The sequence below is a fragment of the Ralstonia sp. 110700041-2 genome, assembly GCF_056280165.1.
Genome location: NZ_JBSFAI010000010.1, coordinates 24,321 through 43,231, shown reverse-complemented (window position 1 = coordinate 43,231; position 18,911 = coordinate 24,321). Strand labels below are relative to the sequence as shown.

General features: G+C 59.5%; 23 protein-coding genes and 1 pseudogene. 7 read left to right on the top strand and 17 right to left on the bottom strand.

The annotated features are described in order from the left end of the window. Positions 1 to 179 precede the first annotated feature (179 nt). The 6 genes from ACUXH0_RS15860 to ACUXH0_RS15835 all read right to left on the bottom strand — a co-directional run bounded on the left by ACUXH0_RS15860 (position 180) and on the right by ACUXH0_RS15835 (position 3,088). Positions 180 to 602 (bottom strand): type II toxin-antitoxin system VapC family toxin, encoded by a 423-nt coding sequence (locus ACUXH0_RS15860; RefSeq protein ID WP_024973595.1) that lies wholly within the window; start codon positions 600 to 602, stop codon positions 180 to 182. Beyond that, on the bottom strand, positions 602 to 853 hold the full coding sequence (locus tag ACUXH0_RS15855; RefSeq protein WP_430715396.1) for an AbrB/MazE/SpoVT family DNA-binding domain-containing protein: 252 nt from the start codon (positions 851 to 853) through the stop codon (positions 602 to 604). Before ACUXH0_RS15855 ends, ACUXH0_RS15860 begins: the two co-directional genes overlap by 1 nt. A gap of 382 nt (positions 854 to 1,235) precedes the next feature. Then, positions 1,236 to 1,367 carry a hypothetical protein gene (locus ACUXH0_RS15850; RefSeq protein WP_257019851.1) on the bottom strand — a complete coding sequence of 44 codons (132 nt, stop codon included), beginning with the start codon at positions 1,365 to 1,367 and terminating at the stop codon, positions 1,236 to 1,238. 75 nt (positions 1,368 to 1,442) lie between these two features. Beyond that, a complete protein-coding gene (locus ACUXH0_RS15845; RefSeq protein ID WP_024973593.1) occupies positions 1,443 to 1,688 on the bottom strand; it encodes an AbrB/MazE/SpoVT family DNA-binding domain-containing protein in 246 nt (81 codons plus the stop codon). A gap of 302 nt (positions 1,689 to 1,990) precedes the next feature. Then, the gene (locus tag ACUXH0_RS15840; protein ID WP_182594185.1) at positions 1,991 to 2,806 is read right to left on the bottom strand and encodes a hypothetical protein; all 816 of its coding nucleotides are present in this window, start codon (positions 2,804 to 2,806) and stop codon (positions 1,991 to 1,993) included. Positions 2,807 to 2,866: 60 nt separating this feature from the next. Next, positions 2,867 to 3,088: a hypothetical protein gene (locus ACUXH0_RS15835; RefSeq protein ID WP_024973591.1), complete on the bottom strand. Its 222-nt coding sequence runs from the start codon at positions 3,086 to 3,088 to the stop codon at positions 2,867 to 2,869. Between the two features lie 360 nt (positions 3,089 to 3,448). Here ACUXH0_RS15835 and ACUXH0_RS15830 point away from each other — a divergent pair, with 360 nt between their 5' ends. From ACUXH0_RS15830 to ACUXH0_RS15815, 4 genes and pseudogenes are all read left to right on the top strand, one after another. Further along, a complete protein-coding gene (locus ACUXH0_RS15830; RefSeq protein ID WP_024973590.1) occupies positions 3,449 to 3,823 on the top strand; it encodes a DUF7673 family protein in 375 nt (124 codons plus the stop codon). Between the two features lie 122 nt (positions 3,824 to 3,945). Beyond that, positions 3,946 to 4,566 (top strand): hypothetical protein, encoded by a 621-nt coding sequence (locus tag ACUXH0_RS15825; RefSeq protein WP_024973589.1) that lies wholly within the window; start codon positions 3,946 to 3,948, stop codon positions 4,564 to 4,566. Continuing rightward, positions 4,563 to 4,856, top strand: coding sequence for a hypothetical protein (locus ACUXH0_RS15820; RefSeq protein ID WP_024973588.1), 294 nt, complete (start codon positions 4,563 to 4,565; stop codon positions 4,854 to 4,856). The genes ACUXH0_RS15825 and ACUXH0_RS15820 overlap by 4 nt, the downstream gene beginning before the upstream one ends. A gap of 166 nt (positions 4,857 to 5,022) precedes the next feature. Then, positions 5,023 to 5,200: pseudogene (locus ACUXH0_RS15815) on the top strand (IS1595-like element ISCARN29 family transposase); the annotation flags it as partial. Here the strand turns inward: ACUXH0_RS15815 and ACUXH0_RS15810 are convergent. The 6 genes from ACUXH0_RS15810 to merR form a co-directional block, all read right to left on the bottom strand. Beyond that, a complete protein-coding gene (locus tag ACUXH0_RS15810; protein ID WP_024973587.1) occupies positions 5,162 to 5,827 on the bottom strand; it encodes a hypothetical protein in 666 nt (221 codons plus the stop codon). The pseudogene ACUXH0_RS15815 and the gene ACUXH0_RS15810 overlap by 39 nt on opposite strands. Positions 5,828 to 6,013: 186 nt before the next feature. After that, positions 6,014 to 6,817 carry a phosphonate ABC transporter ATP-binding protein gene (gene phnC / locus ACUXH0_RS15805; protein ID WP_051539935.1) on the bottom strand — a complete coding sequence of 268 codons (804 nt, stop codon included), beginning with the start codon at positions 6,815 to 6,817 and terminating at the stop codon, positions 6,014 to 6,016. A gap of 2 nt (positions 6,818 to 6,819) precedes the next feature. After that, positions 6,820 to 7,644 carry a phosphonate ABC transporter, permease protein PhnE gene (gene phnE, locus ACUXH0_RS15800; protein WP_024973585.1) on the bottom strand — a complete coding sequence of 275 codons (825 nt, stop codon included), beginning with the start codon at positions 7,642 to 7,644 and terminating at the stop codon, positions 6,820 to 6,822. Continuing rightward, positions 7,644 to 8,648, bottom strand: coding sequence for a THUMP domain-containing protein (locus ACUXH0_RS15795; protein ID WP_024973584.1), 1,005 nt, complete (start codon positions 8,646 to 8,648; stop codon positions 7,644 to 7,646). The genes phnE and ACUXH0_RS15795 overlap by 1 nt, the downstream gene beginning before the upstream one ends. A gap of 82 nt (positions 8,649 to 8,730) precedes the next feature. Beyond that, positions 8,731 to 9,606 carry a phosphate/phosphite/phosphonate ABC transporter substrate-binding protein gene (locus ACUXH0_RS15790; protein ID WP_024973583.1) on the bottom strand — a complete coding sequence of 292 codons (876 nt, stop codon included), beginning with the start codon at positions 9,604 to 9,606 and terminating at the stop codon, positions 8,731 to 8,733. A gap of 1,125 nt (positions 9,607 to 10,731) precedes the next feature. Continuing rightward, a complete protein-coding gene (gene merR / locus ACUXH0_RS15785) occupies positions 10,732 to 11,121 on the bottom strand; it encodes an Hg(II)-responsive transcriptional regulator (RefSeq protein WP_037056936.1) in 390 nt (129 codons plus the stop codon). An 87-nt stretch (positions 11,122 to 11,208) separates the two neighbouring features. Between merR and ACUXH0_RS15780 the strand changes: the two genes are divergently transcribed. Genes ACUXH0_RS15780 through ACUXH0_RS15770 form a run of 3 tightly spaced genes read left to right on the top strand, consistent with a single transcriptional unit; the run spans position 11,209 to position 12,064 of the window. Further along, on the top strand, positions 11,209 to 11,556 hold the full coding sequence (locus ACUXH0_RS15780) for a mercuric transporter MerT family protein (protein WP_024973580.1): 348 nt from the start codon (positions 11,209 to 11,211) through the stop codon (positions 11,554 to 11,556). A gap of 11 nt (positions 11,557 to 11,567) precedes the next feature. Beyond that, the gene (gene merP, locus ACUXH0_RS15775; protein WP_024973579.1) at positions 11,568 to 11,846 is read left to right on the top strand and encodes a mercury resistance system periplasmic binding protein MerP; all 279 of its coding nucleotides are present in this window, start codon (positions 11,568 to 11,570) and stop codon (positions 11,844 to 11,846) included. A 5-nt stretch (positions 11,847 to 11,851) separates the two neighbouring features. Beyond that, positions 11,852 to 12,064 carry a GDCCVxC domain-containing (seleno)protein gene (locus ACUXH0_RS15770; protein WP_080693836.1) on the top strand — a complete coding sequence of 71 codons (213 nt, stop codon included), beginning with the start codon at positions 11,852 to 11,854 and terminating at the stop codon, positions 12,062 to 12,064. Between the two features lie 69 nt (positions 12,065 to 12,133). Here ACUXH0_RS15770 and ACUXH0_RS15765 read toward each other — a convergent pair whose 3' ends face one another. From ACUXH0_RS15765 to ACUXH0_RS15745, 5 genes are all read right to left on the bottom strand, one after another. Continuing rightward, positions 12,134 to 12,466, bottom strand: a complete 333-nt coding sequence (locus ACUXH0_RS15765; RefSeq protein ID WP_024973578.1) for a copper-binding protein — start codon at positions 12,464 to 12,466, stop codon at positions 12,134 to 12,136. After that, complete coding sequence (locus tag ACUXH0_RS15760) at positions 12,463 to 15,633, bottom strand: efflux RND transporter permease subunit (RefSeq protein WP_024973577.1); 3,171 nt, start codon at positions 15,631 to 15,633, stop codon at positions 12,463 to 12,465. Before ACUXH0_RS15760 ends, ACUXH0_RS15765 begins: the two co-directional genes overlap by 4 nt. Then, a complete protein-coding gene (locus ACUXH0_RS15755) occupies positions 15,630 to 17,168 on the bottom strand; it encodes an efflux RND transporter periplasmic adaptor subunit (protein ID WP_024973576.1) in 1,539 nt (512 codons plus the stop codon). Before ACUXH0_RS15755 ends, ACUXH0_RS15760 begins: the two co-directional genes overlap by 4 nt. Continuing rightward, entirely contained in the window at positions 17,165 to 18,466 is a 1,302-nt protein-coding gene (locus ACUXH0_RS15750) for a TolC family protein (RefSeq protein ID WP_024973575.1), read from the bottom strand. The genes ACUXH0_RS15755 and ACUXH0_RS15750 overlap by 4 nt, the downstream gene beginning before the upstream one ends. A 69-nt stretch (positions 18,467 to 18,535) precedes the next feature. Beyond that, positions 18,536 to 18,910 (bottom strand): copper resistance protein, encoded by a 375-nt coding sequence (locus tag ACUXH0_RS15745; RefSeq protein ID WP_218909884.1) that lies wholly within the window; start codon positions 18,908 to 18,910, stop codon positions 18,536 to 18,538. Between the last annotated feature and the right edge of the window lies 1 nt (position 18,911).

Sequence of the window (18,911 nt, the reverse complement as noted above, 5' to 3'; positions counted from 1 at the left end):
TGGACATCAAGATTGCAGAGTAGCTTGGCGATTGCTGAGGAGCTGCTGTGGATTGGCGTTTATCTTGAACCCGAAACACCACCGTGCCCGAACGACCAATGCCCGTGGGCAACCTGCTTCGGATACCCTTTGAGACGCAAGTGCGTGAGGTAGGCGATAAGGAGCGCTCCGCCAGCCACTCAAAACTCGAGCGGCTTAATCCTCATTCGCTTTGCATTGCGGGCCAGTACATCATCGAGCGTCGCCATGGCCTTGGCCTTGGCCTCCAGCGCAGACGCAAGGTGCAGTGCATCACCCGCACGGAGCCCCATGGACGCATCCAGGGTTAGCACGGCAGCGCGATGGAACGTGTACGGTTCGACAGGCAATAACTGTAGGTCGCCAGCACACAGGCGTTCGAATGCCTGCCATGCAGATGCCCCCTGTTCGGCTGACAATTGTTTTGTCCGTTTCTTGATGCCGAGGGCGCTCGCGAATTCGGTCACACACCACGTGGCAGAGGCCATTTCGTCGGTACACGCCGCGTACCACTGCGAAACAGCGGGACTCCTCGGCTCATTCACGCAGAGCGCCACCAATACACTCGTGTCAACGTACACCATCAGTAGCGCGCTCCGTGCCGCAGTTCCTCCATGACTGACTGTGTCATCGGCATCGCCTCGCGAGTCGACGCCAGTTCTTGCGCGAAAACCTTCCGGTCCCATTTGGCCGCGTGAATGCTTATTCCGCCATCCACGGTCAGGTTGGCCTGCACTTGGTCGCCCTCCTTGAGGCCAGCGTGGCGAACGTAATCAGCGGGGATACGCAGCGCGAGGCTGTTGCCCCATTTCGCGATTTGCAGGTTCATCATCATCCCTCCATTGATATACATCGACGTGTATACATACTAGTACGTCGCGGATTCCGGGGCAACACGTGGCCAGGAGCAAACGTGCGACAGCTACCGATACATGTGTGGGACCTGCCTCGTCACGCCAGGTTCGGCTACATCGAACGCTCGCTTGAGCCTTTACGCGTAAAAAAGGGCTCAAACCGGGCTATAGATTGCTGACGGTAAGGTAGATGCTGCGCGCCGGGACGTGAAAAAGCCCCCTTGCTCGCGCAAAGAGGGGCTTCGAATAATGCAGGCGAACCTGTCCTTATCAACTCTTTAACCGAACGGCTAGGCCTTCGGTGACGGGGGTGTTCGGTAGCGGGACGCAGGAAACCTGCCCCTCCTCATTGGGCCTTGCTAGTCACCTAGCAATCATGGCAATGACAGTTGCTGCAGCCACCAGTACGCCAAAGACAGCGACGCCCGCACCTAGCCGTGTTGCAACCCAGTCGATATTCTTTTGCGACTCAGCGAAGTGCATTAGTTTGTTCATGCCATAGCCCTCCAGTTTTCATAGCGTAGCACCAACGGCTGTGCCCTACTCATCAGCTAGCCATTAGGGGGCTCATCAGCCACGCTCATTGCCGGCATCAGGCATTTCATCCCAGCCTTCCGCTCGCGGGAAACCGTCGGGCATTTCCGCCAACAGGTCAGCCAACTTGCAGCGTGGTTGGTCCCGAACTTCTATCGTCAGCTTGTTGCCAGCAATTCGGAGCTCGACCTGCGAGCCGGCCCTCAACTGATTCTGTTCGATGAATTTGGCCGGCAGTCGCAGCACCAATTCTCGACCGACTTTTTGAAGCGTTTGGCGCATCGAGTCCTCTTACTTGATGGCAATGCAACAGTGCAATTTCTACCGTTTCTCGTAGGCCTCAGCGGCCTGCTCCACCTGGTCAACATTTCCGCGCGACAGGGTTTGCAGCGGGGTAAGGTTCCTGTCGCTATATCCCGCAGACAAGATGGAGGCAGCACCAGCGTCGGCTGACCGGAAGGCACCCAAAACACCCAAGACACCAAAGCCGCCGGCAAGCGGTGACTTGTTCTAAGCTTTCTCCTGGTCAGCATGAACTGCCGAAAGGCCAAAGCACGGCTTTGTAGTCGTCGCTGAACATAGACTCATTCATCAGATGTCTGTCTACAGGGTTCCTCACGCCACTCCTCGGCCTCGTCGGCGCCAATCAGACCTCGCTCCAGCAGAGCGTCGACATGGGCCGTGCTGAGTTCCCCGCCATTCCGGAAGGTCTCACGCGCGGCATCGAGGAGGGCAGTCTCGATGCTACCGTCGATGTGGACGTGCGCCCTCCGAGCCTCTGCCCGCAGGGCTCTGGCGGCAGCTTGCAGTGATTCATCGCACCACAGGGACGTCAGTTGATTGTTGGCAAACAGCCAGTCGCTTACGTCCCAGACTTCGGACAGAGACTCGTTGTCCAAATTGAGTAGAGTCTCCTCAAGGGTTTCTTCGGCGTCTTGGGCATCACAATCAACCTTGCCCACGAGGTTATTGCCGTCCCAGACGATTTTGACCCCTTGGTACACCCGCCTCGCTAAATCCTGGAATTCATCGGAGTCGAGCAAATCGGCCAGCGTCTCGCCGCTCGTCTCGGCTGGCACTCTGTAGCGCCGGGTTCGTCCGTGGTAAACCTCTTCGGGGACCGCGTTACCGATTTCGCGGGAATACCCGATGGTGACCATGCCGCATTCGCAGTCGATTTCGATATGTGCCGCCTGGGGGTATATCTGACCGCTATAGCGGTGATATAGAGGGGAAGCCTCGCTACGCAACGCATCGGAGTCGTAGTCGAACTGCAACACGCGCTTTGGCGTCGCTTTGGAGCGTGTTTTTGATGTCGTGCTGGTCGGGGCGTCCCCTTCGCAATCATTGCGGTGGGTTACGGTTGGGTCGGATTGCATTGCTGAATCAGAATTCTTCATGAGTAATTGAGTAAATTATTAGACGAGCCTAGTCAACGGCGCGTAGGGCCGCGCCTTCGGTTACTCGTCGTTCAATATCCGTTCGGCCTGCATCAAACGCTCGACCCATCCATGGTCCAGCCTGTCTATCGCCTCCGCAATCGTGTAGCCCATCGAATCCAACCAATCCGGTCGATTCAGCACTAGCGCCGCTGCGAGTTTCTCTCCTGTGGAAAGCCGGCAAAAACCGCCAATCCTGGCGGCACGAGCCTTCTCGGTAATGTGTTGCAGTTGGGAATCCATAAAACCTCTCTTCTCTACGTGTTCGCATAAAAATGGTCGACGCCAAATCTTGCGCGACCGTCCGTCTTTGTGTTTCGATGTCTTTGCGTCATTCAATTTAACGTTGCATGGCGCCAATGTAAATTGACTGACGCGAAATATTTTGTCTTTCAAATGTAGACTAACGCAACCAAATACATCACAACAATAACGTTGCCGGGATGCGACAATTGGATGTTGATAAGAAAAACTACTTTTAATTAGACTGTGTCGAGCGTGGCGACTCCAGTATTGCGTTTTCACTTTTCTGTTACATCGTGGAGCACTGATGTTGTCGCTATACGGATTGCGTCAATCCGACGCATTTCAATAAGGACACCCATGAAGCACACCATCAAGCAGTGCACCTCCGGTGTCGTTGCGCTACCGCCGTTACGCGCGCAATTTGTTGGCGATACCGGAGCGCAGGCAGCGCACCGTCTCTTCGAAATATGCTGGCACCATGCGGGCGGAAGCACGACCGCCCTCGCTCAATTTCTCATCGGTCTGTACAACAAAAATTACGCCTCAGGTGACCCGGCGTCGCTGTGCAAATGGTTGGACGATTCTGCGTTTGAGGACGTGGTTTCGACGATGCGGTGGATGCGTGCCAACCGGCACGACGAAATCCACAACATCTTCACCGACGGTGATGAGGTGATGGCGGAACTGATGCAGAGATTTGGCCTATGGCCGCCCCAATCTTGCAATGCCTGACGCTTGCTGCACTGACTTGAGCATCGGGTCTTTAAGCGTGGGCGTTAGTTAGGTACATCGCGGAGCACTGATGTTGTCGCTATACGAATTGCGTCAATCCGACGTATTTCACAGAGGACAACATGAACGTCGAGTCGTTTGATTTTTACGGTTCGCAAGTGTGCAACGCTCGCTTGATGGAGCCCGCTGAGGTACTGGACGCGGTCCGTAGCCGAAACGGCATTCCCGGTGTGTTTGCGGGTTGGTGCCTGTGCGGCGATACCACTGAGCCGATGTTTGACACCATTGCCACGCGGGGTGAGGGCGTAGACCTGCGATTGTCAGGTTTCTTTGGCTCCGCCAAAGGCGCTTACGCGACCATCACGCAGCAGGTCGGTGGCATGCAACATCGATTCCTCCTGCCACTGTTTGAACCGCAGGTCATCGCGTATCTAGAGGCGCTGGAGCGGCAGCCGATTCAGGTGATGCTCGGCCGCGCAGGGCAGAGCCAGGCACTGATGTTGCACAATTTGTTGCCCTGGCGAACCATTCTGCCTCTGGTTGGCATGTGTCAGCGGGACAGGTGTCTCAGCGTTGGGGAGGCGCTGGAAGAGATGGCCGAGGCCATTCACTCCATCTGCCGGCCAGAGACGATACCAAGCATCTACAAGGGCATTGACCTGACTGAGGTGAGCGTGTCGGTCCTCGCGCCCGCGATGTATTGCGCAGAGGGGGAGGTCGACCTGGCGGGAGAGCCGATATGAAGGCGGAGGGACTGCTGCTGGCGTTGGAACCCGACTGCGCGTACTACGTTGTGAGCGACCCACCAACGCAGGACGTCATCGCGGTGGTCGAGGCGCGCGACGAGCCCGAGGCCAAGGCGTTTTTCGCAGCGCTGCGGCTTATGTTGAGAGCGGCGCCAGAGGTGGATATCCGAATGCTGGGGGATGCCACGCCGCCAAATGGGGCCCCCGTGTTTCGGCTGCGCTACCTCAAGGCCATGCAGGCAAGGGCAGAGGAGGAAGGGCGGATGCCAGATACGACGCGGCACTGACGCGTCCTAGCTTCCGTTCATCGGAGTTGATTCTGCGGCGACCGTACCTGCCTGGGTACTGGTCGCCGCATTTTTATGGGCTCTGTTCGCGATTCGTATTGATTTGACCTAAAATTCGGCCCCCTCATAGGAGATGTGGACCATGAAGGCCGAGTCGTTCTAAGCCTTGCTCGGGCAGGTGCTGCCCCTTACCGAAGGCCAGTTCGACGAGCTGGTGCGGACGGTTGAGAAGCGGCGGTCCAAGACCAAGGCTCTGCGTGTCCTTGAGGGGTGCCTGGGGCAAGCGCCCGCAGTGGTGCCTTGAATTAAGGCCGGACAATGAGCTGGTGGTGAGCGGTCACGCCAATTTCACCACGCAGCTTCCCATGCGATTTCCCGTCTGAGTGATAAACCAGCAAGACGGCATTGTCATGAGTAAGGGGGGCCGGCGATATTGTGGTAATAACAGCTTTGCCTTGCGCATCGGCAACAAAATTGTTGTCGGTGCCGTTGCCGTCGAGCGGTGTGAATCCAATGGGCTTCTGGTCGAAGTGATTCTCGAACAGGCTGTAGTGCCCATTAGGTTTCAGGCCGGACATGGCCACGCTGACTTGTTCGCGGCCGTCGGGCAGACGCGTCAAAATAACTTGTCCCTTGGCGCCAAGCCAGGCGCCAAGCGTCATGTTAAGCGCTTGGCCCGACGCATTCACGATAGGCAGCGTTGGCGAATCGCTCAGTAGCGCATTGCGCAAGTCGGCAACGTGCTTGATGTTCTGCGGGCCAACGACCGCTGGCGCGCCGCGCTCGGCAACGAACACCTGCGGGTCCAGCGTCGCCTTTTGGTGAGTTTCGGCGGAAAAGAAGGCCGCGTGCGTTTCGAAATCGAGCGCACGCATCTCGCCGTCCGCGTGTGCCACTGTGGCTATCAAGCCGGCGAGCCCCGCCAAACAGACGCCAATAATACGTTTGTACTTCAGATGAGTTGCGTTCATCGTTCTCTCCTGGGTAAAGAAAAACACTGCGGGGGACGCGTCCATTGACGTGGCTACGCTTGCTCCTGTTGATATGGCAGCGCTCCGCTGAGCATTCCGTTTTAGCGCTGCCAGGATGCGGCAGTCGTCCAGCGGGAGCACGCTGTGAGTGTATTTACCCATAGGCTGGTCCATGGCGCCCATACGTTAGATTGCAGCCGCAGGCTTGGGAATGCCGCTACCGTAGATTCGCAAGCTTACGTGGCGGTCGAAGTCCTTGGCAGCGACATCAACCTCGATGTTGCCTGCCGCCATCCCGAGGATGCGGTCAGCCCAGCTTCGCGCAAAATCCAACTGATGCAGACTGCAGATGACGGTCACTCCATCATTGCGGCATATGTCGTGCAGCAACGCGAGGACATTGGCACCGCTTTGCGGGTCCAGACTGGCGACGGGCTCATCCGCGAGGATGATGTCGGGACGTTGGGCGAGTGCGCGTGCAATGGCCACGCGCTGTTGCTGTCCACCGGACAACGTGTCTGCCCGCTGTTGGGCTAGCGACAGCAGCCCGACGCGGTCCAGGCACTCCAGAGCGAGCAGCCGGTCCTCTCGGGAAAAGCGGCGCAATAGTCCACGCCAGGCAGGGACGTGGCCGAGCCTACCCGCGAGTACGTTATCCAGCGCTGAGAGCCGACCGATGAGGTTGAACTGTTGAAAGACGACGGCAATCCGGCGCCGCTGCGCTCCGCCGAGCTCGCCGACCCGAGTGCCGTTGAAGAAAATCTGCCCAGCATCAGGCGCATCGAGACCCGCCATGCAGCGAATGAGTGTTGTCTTGCCGGCGCCGCTGGGGCCGAGCAGCGCCAAGCACTCACCTTGCATGGTTTCAAAGGATAGGTCTCGCAGGACCGAGCTGCCGAGGTAGCGTTTGTTGAGCCCGCGCACTTCGAGAATCGCACGGTCGTCGGGGAAACGCGCTGGCACCAGCCGTGCTGTTTGGGAATCATGCATACCTAAACCAACCTGCGACGCATCCATCCGGATAACTGGTCAATCGCGGTAACCACAGCCAAGATGACCAAGATGATTGTGGCCAGGCGAGCGAAGTCCAGCAGGTCCATGCTGTTCTTGAGCTCCTGCCCGATACCGCCTGCTCCGACCACTCCCAGCACGGTCGACGCGCGCACATTGAATTCAAACAGATACAGCGTCGTCGACAGGGTGACGGGGAGCACGTCCGGAATCAACGCGTACGCTGCGGCAACAATACGGCTGGCGCCTGTTGTCTCCACCGCTCGCATTGGCCCGAGGTTGGCGTTCTCGACGTGGTCTGCGATGAGCTTGGCAGCGCTTCCCCAGGTATGTAGTGCGATGCCCAGCACGCCGGCGAATGGCCCCAGTCCGACCGCCGCCACAAACAACAACGCAAACACGAAGGCGTCGATGCCGCGTAGGGCATTCAGGAACCATCGGGCAGGCAGATACAGCTTTGGGAGCGGTGTGATGTTTCGGCTCGCCAGAATCGCCATGGGAATGGCCAGGAACGTCGCCATCATCGTGCCGATTGCGGCCATCCCGACGGTTTCGGCCGTGCGCTCGAGGAAGACGGGGAGTTCATCCAGTTTCGGCGGCCATGCCATCGCCAGCCAGTGTGCAAGCTTTGGCAGGCCGCTGACAAAGCGCTCCAAGTCGACTTGTGCAAGTCGCCAACTTTCAACGAAGAACGCCGCAATCGCGACCGCAAGCGCGTAACGCTTCGCTCTTTGGTACCAGGTCCGCTCTCGGCGGCGCTCGATTGCTTCGAGCGCCCGGCGCGCTGCAATTTCGTGAGTCGACATCAGAAATTTGTCCGCTGCACGCGACCGCCAATCGCGTGTCTCAGCCCAAATTCGGGTCCCTTGATAATGCGGCTGTGGTAAGCCTCGTAGGCGGGTGACCCCGGTGGCCAGTTCGCGAAAAACCGTCGGAGCCAAGCCGTGGTGTCGAAACGCACGGGGACAGCATCAAAGCGCACGCCATGCATGTTGATGCCGTAGAGGCTTTCCGGGGGAATCCGCGTGTCGGTCGAGATGCGCGTGATAAGACCGAAGCCGGTGTTCGCAAAGTTTGGCAAGCCGGCCGCGCCGTTGTTGATGATGAGGCGGTCACTGCCGTCGACGCGATAGTCGCGCGCGTGAGCGAGGCACGTGTGGGTGCTGGCGAAGGCGTGGACTCCGGAATCTCTGAAGTAGCGCTCGATTGTCTGCAGCGGAGTCGGCTCCACATCAGCTTCGTCGCCGGAGCAGCACTTGCCAATCGGCGACAGCCGCTCGGCGGCAAACGCCCAGCCAGAGAGTGCCTCGGCGTCGCCGTGCACAATGCCAATCCGGCATTCGCCGACTTCCAGTACACGAAAGTACGGCAGTCGCCCGAGCGCCTCTCGCAGTTCTGGCGCTTGGGCTGCGGTGTCGTTGAGTCGGCGCATGATGGCGTTCGAGCGCGCAACGTATTCGGCGTTGACGTAGTCAGGGTAGTTGCAACCGCATCCTGCATCCGTGGGCGCCGACAGCTCCGCCTCCACGTTGCCGCGAATGGAGGTGCTCTCAAGAGCAACCTGATTGACCTCTCTGAAGCTCTCGATGTCCGTGTTGAACCAGTTGTGGTCCCCGTTGAACACGAGGTCGATGTGGATGCCACGCTTGGCCTCCGATTCCCGCATGCGCAGAATTTCGTGGAGTGCCTCGAGATTGCCATACAGCCCACCGACGACGTATGCAGTCTCCGCGCGCGAGGTCGTCGCGCGTCGGAATTCGCGTGCGTCGTAGTGATACTCAATCGGGCATGATTGTCCGGGCCTGTTCATTGGTATAGCTCCGGGAACGCGGCTGGTGCGCCGCTGACCAAGCAAGAAGGCCGCCAGAGTTTCGGCTCGCCTCCCGGTGCCGTCAGCTCTTGGCCTTGATACGCCCAACGGCAATGCCCGCGTCTTCAATCATCTTGTAAGTCGCGTGTGTCGCCGAGACGAAGCCGGTATAGCGGGGTGGCATGACCTCCTTGGCTTGCTCGGTTGTCAGCGAGGTGAGAACGGCCTGCAGCTTCTGCGCAAACTCGCGCGGTGCGGATTTCGGCACTGCGAAGGCGTCATTGGGTAGCGGCTCCGAAGTCCAGATAACCTTCGTGCCGTCCGGCTTGATGCGGCCTGCCGCAATCATCGCGTTGCGGTTGCGGTCGTAGTCGGTTGCCAGGTCGACCTGCCCGGCGGCCACGGCAATCTCGTTGGCCGGATGGGCCGCACCCTCGCTGTATTTCCAGAACGCCTTTGGGTCAATCTTCCAGACTCGAGCGGCGTAGTAGGTTGGAATCAACCAGCCCGATGTCGAGCCTAAGTCCGCAAACGAAATTGAGCGACCGCGCGTATCGTCAGGAAAGCGCGAGACGTCCATATCCGGTCGGCCGATGATGATTGCGTGGTAGGTGGGCTTGTCGTCGTACTTGACCGTGGCAATTGCCTGGCAATCGGTCGCGTTGTTGGCAATCACGTAGCCCCATGGCCCCATCCACGCTGCGTCCAACTGGCCCGAGCCCATTGCCACTGCGAGACCGGCCCAGTCTGAGCTTACGGCGAGCTCGAAATCCGGCGCGCCCATCTGCTTGGCGATATATGAAAACAACGGGGTAAACGCTCGCTTGGTGTCTTCCATGGTCGGCATGAAAGGACCCACACCGAAGCGAAGCTTGCGCTGCTGCGCGAAAACTGCCGGGGCGGCGAGTGTAGTGGCGACAATTGCAGCGGACTGCAACAGGAAGGTTCTGCGTGACATTGAGCGTTCCTTGGTTGTGGGTAGAGTGACTTGCTGAGCGAGCCAAGTCCTCGTCCATGCAACCTCGCCGGCCCTCGTTTCAGCTTCGGGTGCCTAGGACTTGCATGAGCGAATGCTGCAGATTGGACGAACGACGCCCAAAATTCCTTACACCGCGCGCAGGGCAACGATACGGAGGCGAGTCACGAGTGGAAGAGCGCGCGGACGGGAGGCCAGTGCGCGGTGGTGAGTGAGAGACATGGCTTGAAGACTACCTCTGCAATTGCAGCGCCTGACGCGGCCACACGATGCGCCGTCCCGTCAAAGGCAACGCCCCATGAGGGCGATGTTTGAGGGAGTAGGTAACGTGCAGGTGGACGCGACACCAAGCGAATAGCCGAGAGTACCTCTCCAAGCGCCGATGGGGCGGTTACTCTTGCGAGCCGTCGCCGACAAGCCTATCGCCGTTGGTAAATCTCGCGCTATCTGCCAATGCGTCGCACCTGTCCGAGACTTAATTGCCATCACCGTAGACATCGAACCTGGATGACTTTGCACCATCTGAGTACACGTTGAACTTGCCGTCACTATAGACATCGAACTTGGATGAGTTTGCACCATCCGAGTAGACGTCAAACGTCGCGGCTTTCGCTCCATGGGTATAGGGGGACGCAGGACCTTGGATGCCAGCATAGGCGGACCAAGAGACAAGCGCGGAACCTGTCACAGCGAGCAAGAGAATTCTCTTCAACATTTTCAATCTCCTTTTCAGGTAGTTACTCCCCCAGTCAACGCTGGGGCAAGACTTCAGACAGCAGTTGCCTCATTACCCAATTCCAGCCAGGTGCCTGCAGCACTGTGGTACTTAGGGCCGACTGGAAGTTGCGGCCCGACACCCTGGCCTTGCTGGTTAGTTCGGTTAACTGCCGGTGTTGGAGATTGGACGGCCGGCGCCCAGACTTCCTTACACGAGGAGCGGGGCAGCGGCTTCGTTGGTGGCTGGCGCAGGTTGATGGATGTCGCTGCGTGGAACGTGATACACGACTATGGTCTTCTTCGTTCGATGTGGCCTCTTCTGGAGGGCCGCGTCCGCGCCGGTCGAGTTCCTTTCAGTGTGTCCGGCACGCCAGTTCTCGTCAGCGGAAATCAGCCCGGTAGAAGGGATTGAATGATTGGGCAGCTACCTTGCTGATTCCCTAGTTCGCACTGGAGCACCAAGTCTGCCAGCGCTTTGCGCATGCTGGTCAGGTCAGCAATCTTGGCGTCAATGAGTGTCAATTTGCGCACGGCCAAATCATGCGTATCGCCGCAGCAGTCGGCTCCCTCAAGCTGCAATAGATTTCCGATTTCTTCCAGTGTGAAACCGAGTACCTGCGCACGCTTGATGAAACTCAGGCGATGGACATCGTCCACCGAGTATTTCCGCTGACCGCTCACCGGCTTTTCCGGCTCCCGAAGCAACCCGCGCCGCTGGTAATACCGCACCGTTTCAACATTGACGTTCGCAGCTTTCGCCACCTGTCCAATCGTCAACATAGTCAGTCTCTCGTTGAATTTCCGCTTGACTCCGTACCTAAGTACGGAGTCTATGCTTTTAGCACGTAGATGACGACTGGAGCTTTCATGTCTTTCTTGGATTCGAAACGCTCACTGACCCTTGGTGTATTCGCCGCGATTGGTGCGTCGGTGTGCTGTGTTGGGCCCCTGGTTTTGCTCGCCCTTGGCGTCGGCGGTGCATGGGTTGGCAATCTAGTCGCGTTTGAGCCTTATCGCCCGGCTTTCATTGCCCTGACACTGTTATTTTTCGGTCTGGCGTTCCGTCGACTGTACTTGGTCAAGCCGGTGTGTGCGCCGAACACTTCCTGTGCCAAGCCCATGGTGCGGACGCGGCAGCGTCTGATTTTCTGGCTGGCAGCCGTGCTCGTACTTGGTCTCTTGGTCACCCCTCTGGCCGCGCCCCTCTTTATTTGAGCGGAGTCTCTATGCGATTCATTACCAAACTTTTCGCTATCGCGCTGCTTCCGATGGCGTCCGCGTTCGCGGCCACGCAATCCGTTGTCCTCGACGTGCAGAATATGACTTGCCCCCTATGCCCAGTGACGGTCAGAAAGGCATTGCAGAGGGTCCCTGGCGTCGAGGACGCCAAGGTCGACTTTGACCATAAAACGGCGACCGTGAGATTTGACCCGACCAAGGCCGATACCGCCATGCTGGTCAAAGCCACGACCAATGCCGGTTACCCATCAACGCCCCACAAGTGAAAATCATGGCCACTGTCAATCTGAATTCGGTTCTGACCTGCCCACACTGCGGATTCGCGAAACAGGAGACCATGCCGACCGATTCTTGCCAGTTCTACTACGAATGTGAGAATTGCAAGACGGTCTTGCGGCCAAAGCCTGGCGATTGCTGCGTCTACTGCTCCTATGGCTCAGTGAAATGCCCGTCAATTCAGGAGAAACAGGGTTGTTGCGGCTGAACTAGCGAGGGGTTGGATGCCCGGATACAGCGTTGTCTATCCGGGCCTCGTGCTTTTCAGCAACCAGCCTTATCGACGCCGAAGTTCCGGCACTGTGGCGGTGCCACTGGCTTGGCCAAAGACGGCATTCACGGGGTCTCCCTCCTTGAAGCTCTTCAGGCTTCCGGCATCCTTAACCGGGAAAGCCATCGTCATCGCTGGCATGCCGAGATTTTCAATCGGACCATGCTTGAGAGTGACCTTGCCAGCCTGCAGGTCAATCTTCTTGATTTCGGCGGTTACGGGCTTGGCCGCTTGGCTGGCCTGCGTCGATGGCTTCATATCCATCGAATCCGTCGAACTTGCGGCGTATGCGCCCGAAGCGATGGCAAAAAGTAGCGAGAGTACGAGGGCGGGTTTCACTTGAACTCCACGGTGAGAGAAGGCTGTTGGGAGCTACTCTTGAATTTCAGTTGCCGCCTGCGTAGCAGCAAGTAGCCAGCCGGCACAACGAAGAGCGACAGCAAAGGGGCGGTGACCATGCCGCCAAGCATGGGCGCAGCAATACGCTGCATCACCTCGGAACCTGTACCGCTGGACCACATGATGGGAATTAGGCCGGCCAAGATAACGGCGACAGTCATCGCCTTGGGGCGCACGCGGAGAGCTGCGCCTTCCTGTATGGCCTCGATAAGAGCCTGAACGTCAGCTCTCCCATTCAGCTCACGGGCAGCCCACGCCTGCTTCAGGTAGAGGAGCATGATGACGCCGAACTCGGCTGCCACACCGGCGAGCGCCAGGAAGCCCACGATACCCGCGACTGACAGGTTGAAGCCCAACAGGTATAGCAACCAGAAGCCGCCAATCAGCGCGAGCGGAAGCGTCCCCATGATGAGCAGGACCTCGTCGATGCGCTGGAAGACCATGTAGAGCAGCACAAAGATGATGAGCAGCGTGAACGGTATGACGACCTTCAGCTTTGCGGTTGCTCGTTCCAGGTATTCGAACTGCCCGGACCAGCTGACCGAGTAGCCGGGAGGCATGGGGACCGCTTTGGCAACAGCGATTTGCATCTCCTGCACGGCAGACCGCAAGTCACGTCCGCGAATATCGACGTAGACCCACCCAGACAGGCGTGCATTCTCGCTGCGCAACATGGGGGCGCCTTGCGCGACGCGAATGTCTGCCACATCAGACAGCAGGACTTGCTGGCCTCGGTCAGTAACGATAGGCAAGCGACGCAACTGCTCAATGGAGTCGCGATAGTCCCGTGGATACCGCACGTTGAGGGGGAAGCGCGCCAGTCCATCCACCACTTCACCAACGTTATCGCCACCGATGGCTGAGGACACGATGCTCTGGACGTCGTCAATATTCAGCCCGTAGCGGCCTGCCGCCGCGCGGTTGATGTCGACGTCGATGTACCTGCCGCCCGACAGCCGCTCCGCCAGCGCTGATGTGACGCCCGGAACCAGCTTGACGGCAGCTTCGATTCGAGTCGTCAGCTGGTCTATCTCCTTCAGGTCTGCGCCGGACACCTTGATGCCGACGGGGCTTTTGATTCCTGTGGCCAGCATGTCGATGCGATTGCGGATGGGCGGCACCCAGATGTTCGACAGACCAGGAACCTTGACTGTGCGGTCCAGCTCCTCGACCAGCTTATCCGTGGTCATACCAGACCGCCACTGGTCTCGCGGCTTGAACTGAATCGTGGTTTCGAACATCTCCATCGGAGCCGGGTCGGTGGCCGTATCGGCGCGGCCTGCCTTCCCAAAAACTGACGCCACCTCTGGCACGGTCTTGATGAGCCGGTCCGTCTGCTGAAGTAGCTGGGCGGCTTTGCCAGCGGACAGGCCGGGCAGCGCGGAGGGCATGTATAGCAGGTCACCCTCATCCATGGGCGGCATAAACTCGGCACCGATTTTCAGTGCGGGCCAAGCGGTCAGGGCCAGCAACACGCCAGCGATAGCCAACGTCGTCTTTGGATAGGCGAGTACGCGAGCGAGGACGGGCTGGTATGCGCGAATGAGCCAACGACTCAATGGGTTCGCTTGCTCTTGCGGAATCTTTCCCCGAATCAGGTAGCCCATCAGCACGGGGACCAATGTCACTGAAAGCCCAGCGGCCGCAGCCATGGAATATGTCTTGGTGAACGCGAGCGGCGAGAACAGTCGCCCCTCCTGGGCCTCGAGCGTAAAGACCGGAACAAACGAGAGCGTGACTATCAGGAGTGAGAAGAACAGCGCAGGGCCGACTTCTGCCGCAGACTCGCTAATCACATTCCAGCGCTCATGCCCATAGAGGCTACTGCTCGGATGCTCCTCGTACCAGCGCTCTAGATGCTTGTGCGCGTTCTCAATCATGACCACGGCGGCGTCGACCATGGCGCCGATGGCAATGGCAATTCCGCCAAGTGACATGATGTTGGCGTTGACGCCTTGGTAGCGCATGACCAGGAAGGCCGACAAGACTCCGAGCGGCAGAGAGATGATGGCCACAAGCGCCGAGCGCAGGTGAAACAGAAAGACTAGGCAAACCAGCGCGACAACGATGAATTCTTCGATGAGCTTGTGCGTCAGGTTGTCCACCGCGCGGGTAATCAGCGAAGAGCGGTCATACGTTGGCACAATCTCAACACCGGCAGGTAGGCTCTTCTGCAGAGTCGCCAGCTTGGCTTTGACCGCGTCGATGGTCTCCAAGGCATTCTTGCCAGACCGCATCACAATGACGCCACCTGCCACTTCGCCTTGGCCGTCTAACTCAGCGATACCGCGACGCATTTCTGGGCCCAATTGCACCGTGGAAACGTCGCCGAGCCGTACCGGGATGCCGGCGCCGCTTGTCACCAGCGGTATCTGCCGGAAATCGTCGAGTGTTTTCAGATAGCCCGAGGCGCGCACCATGTATTCGGCCTCGCCCAACTCCAGCACCGAACCACCAGTCTCCTGGTTGGCCCTTTTGAGTGCCGCGAGAACCTTGGCCTGGGACAGGTTGTAGGCGCGCATCCGGTCGGGTTGCAACACGACCTGAAACTGCTTGACCATGCCCCCGATGGAGGCGACCTCAGCTACGTTGGGTAGCGATTTCAGCTCGAAGCGCAGGAACCAGTCCTGCAGAGCACGCAACTGACTCAGGTCGTGATGGCCGGTCTTGTCGACCAGCGCGTACTCGTAGACCCAGCCCACGCCGGTGGCATCCGGGCCCAGCGCCGGCTTGGCTGCCGCCGGCAGGCGCGATTGCACTTGGTTCAGATACTCCAGCACGCGTGAACGCGCCCAATAAAGGTCGGTGCCGTCCTCGAATAGCACGTAGACAAAGGAGTCGCCGAAGAATGAGTAGCCCCGCACGGTCTTGGCCCCCGGCACCGACAGCATCGTGGTCGTCAGAGGATAGGTGACCTGATTCTCGACAATCTGCGGCGCCTGGCCAGGAAACGGCGTGCGGATGATGACCTGTACGTCGGAGAGGTCGGGCAGCGCGTCGAGCGGCGTGCTGCGCACCGCCCACAGACCCCATGCGGTCAGCATGATGGTGGCTAGCAGCACCAGGAACCGGTTGCGGATGGACGCAAGGATGAGCCGGGTAATCATGGCTTGGTGCCCCCCGCTGCGGGGACCGGCTGCACAGAGGAAAGCACAGGCGTGTCATCCGCATCCATATGGAAGCGGAAGCGGATTTGTTGTCCTGTCTTCAGGCCCTTCGGCATCCCAGTCGGCGGTGCTTTGAACTCCATCGTCATGGCGCCCCAGTGAATGGTCGGAATCGGTCCGTGGGAGATGGTGAGCGCTTGCGGGGAAACGGCTTCGATGCGTCCGACACCTTCGTGCTCAGGGCCCGCCGCTACCGGAGCGGCTGGCGCAGATGCGCTTTCCATACGCGTGGTGGCCCCGCGCAGGCTTGCTTCCGAGTCAAGCAGGAACTGGCCGGAAGCCACGACCTTCTGGCCCACCTTCAGGCCTTCGGTAATCTCCGTTTGTCCGTTCGCCTCGGCACCGGTCTTGACCTCGACCGGGTTGAAGCCGCCATTGCCAGCTTCGGCCATGGCGATGGTGCGAGTACCAGTGCGGATGAGGGACTCCGTCGGGACGAGAATCTTTTCGGCGCCGCCCTGCGAACCAAAGCGGACGCTGACGAACATGCCAGGGACCAGCTGCCGGTTCCTGTTTTGCAGTTCGATGCGAACTTTCAGCGTGCGCGTGGTGGGATTGACGTCCGGCAGAATGGCATCGACCTTGCCTGTCAGCGTCTGCCCGGGTAACGCCGAAGCACTTGCCGTCACCGGTTGACCGGGCTTGGCGACGGAGGCCTGGCTTTCCGGCACTTCTGCCAGCACCCAGACAGTCGAGAGGTCGGCCACCCGGAACAGCGTCATGCCGGGCGTGACCGTCATGCCATCACGAGCGCCGACTTCAGTGACGACGCCGTCGACGGAGCTGGCGATGCTAAGCCGGGGCTGAAGCTTGCCCGTGGTTTCCACCAACCGAATCTGGCCCTCGGTCATGCCAGCTTGGCGCATACGCGCGAGCGCTGCACCACGTAGGTCACCTGGGAGGCCCGCGTTTGCGCGCGCCACGGCCAGGTACTCTTCCTGGGCGGCCACCCAGTCTGGCGAATAGATGACCACCAATGGCTGCCCGCGCTTGACCGAGTCGAGTGTGGTCTTGGCATAGGCGTGCTCAACGAACCCTGCGGTACGTGCCTGGATAACCTCGATGCCGCGTTCGTTGATGGCGACGTTGCCGGGCACCTCCAGCACCGATTCGAGCCGGCCCGATTTCACTTCTACCGTGCGGATGCCCAAGTTCTGCGTGATGCGGCTGTCAATGGTGACGGCGGCCGAGCCGGCGCCGGCGTCTTCGTAGACCGGCACCAGTTGCATGTCCATGAAAGGCGACTTGCCAGGCTTGTCGAAGCGCTGCCCGGGCACCATGGGGTCATGCCAGTACAGAATCTTCTTGCCAGTTTTCGGGTCAACGTCGCCTGCCTTGAGGCCCGAGTTGGCGGTTGCCGTCGCTGGCGGCTGTGCAGAGTTTCGCCCTTGCGTTACGCCAAATCGATAGGTGCCGTAGAGCGCAGCTCCGGCAACCATCAGACCCGCCACGACAGAAATGGCTTGCTTCTTCATTTGGATTCCTTTGTGGCCGGTTCGGTTTGGGCTGTGGGCAACGGGATGAGGTAGGCGAGCTCGGCCCAGAGCTTTGCTGTCCGGGCTTCCAGCGTCAGGCGTTCCAGCGCTGTATCGATGGCGCGGTGATTGGCACCGGCGACAGCCAGCAACGTCCCGGTATTGGCCCGGTAGGCGGTGAGTGCGGCATCTGACTGGGCGTTCGCCAGCGGCAGAAGCTTCTCGTCATAGCGTTGGAGGCGGCCAAGATTCCGTTGCAGTTCGGATAACTTGGCTGAAATCTGCGCCCGGGTTGTGCGTGCGACGACTTCGGACTTGGCCCGGGCTTCTTCCGCTTCCGCCAGCTTTGCTGCGATTTCCCGGTCCTGGCGGTTGGCGCGGTCCCATGGCAAAGGAAAACTAACGTTGACCGAGGCCATATTGGAATAGGCCGAGCCGCGTTGGCTGTACATCAATTCAACGCTCACGTCCGGGTTACGGGCTGCGGTTGCAACGCGAATATCAGCCTCGGCGAGAGCAACGTCGCGTTGGGCCGCCGCCAACTCCGGTATGGCATCCATGTCGGTCTGAGCAAGTTGCTGGATGCGCGGCGGGACGGTGAGGGACGGCCGCTCCGAAAGAGGCCGACTGCTCGCCTGCCCAACCCATCGTTCAAGGTTGGCCCTGGCGGCATCGATGGCAGCCTGATTCTCGTCGCGCTGGTCCTGCAGCTTTTGAATTTCCACCTCAGCGGCCAGCACGTCCGTGCGCGTGCCGCGCCCGCTCCGATAGGCGGCCGTCGCTGCTTGCAGTTCGAGTTGGAGGGGGTGGCTGTGGTGGCTAAGCAGCACGTCAGTCTGCTCCGCATACCAGCGGTCAAGCCAGGCCGCAGCAACACCACGCTGGACGCTGGCAAGGCCAACTGTCCGTTGTGCCTCGGCGGCCGCTGCTTCGGCCTCGTAGCGTCCAGCGCGCGCCCGGCGTTTGTCCGGCCGGGTGAACTCCTGCACCACGCTAATTGAACGCTGGGTCATGAAATCCCGGCCGAGGGAAAACTGGTCGGGACCGTTTATCGGGACATTGTTGACCCCGAGTTTGAGCACAGGGTCAGGCAACTGGCCAGCTGCAACGGCCATCTGCGCAGCCGATTCCACGGAGCCGCGCGAGATTTCAGCGTTGGCCGCACGCGTCGTGGCAAGCGCAATGGCTTCTTCGAGGGAAAGCGCGGACGTTGGCTCCGCGTGTGCAAGGATAAGCGCAGACAAGCCAAGGACAGGCGCAAGAAATAGCGCCTGTAAAAATTGACGAGAAAAAAGCATGTAGCCTCCAGGAGCAACGGTACCTGTCTCGATATAGCGAGACGGACTTAGACAGCGTTGCTCAGAAGGCTACGTTCGATAACAGCAGTGAAGGATGGTGAGTGGCGGCGGCGGGGCTCGCGCGACGGCGCCCTCGTGTACGTGTGCGACGTAGTTCGCGGCGGAGACGGGAGCGGGCTCAACCACGCTCACGAGCACCGGCAGAAATGCCGGGCTCTGGGGAGAGAAGTGGTCGGCAGACTTGGCATTGAACTGGCAATGCTCAAGGCACAGGCCATCGCGCTTTTCACTATCCTTCTGCGCCATCGCTGCCATCTCGGGGCAGGATTCGGTCATCCCGGCCATCCCATTCATGGCGCTGACTGAATACAGACTTCCCGCACAGGCGTACGCGGCCGCTGCCAGTTGAACTGTCAGGAAGGCGACTACGAGGAAGCCGGTCATC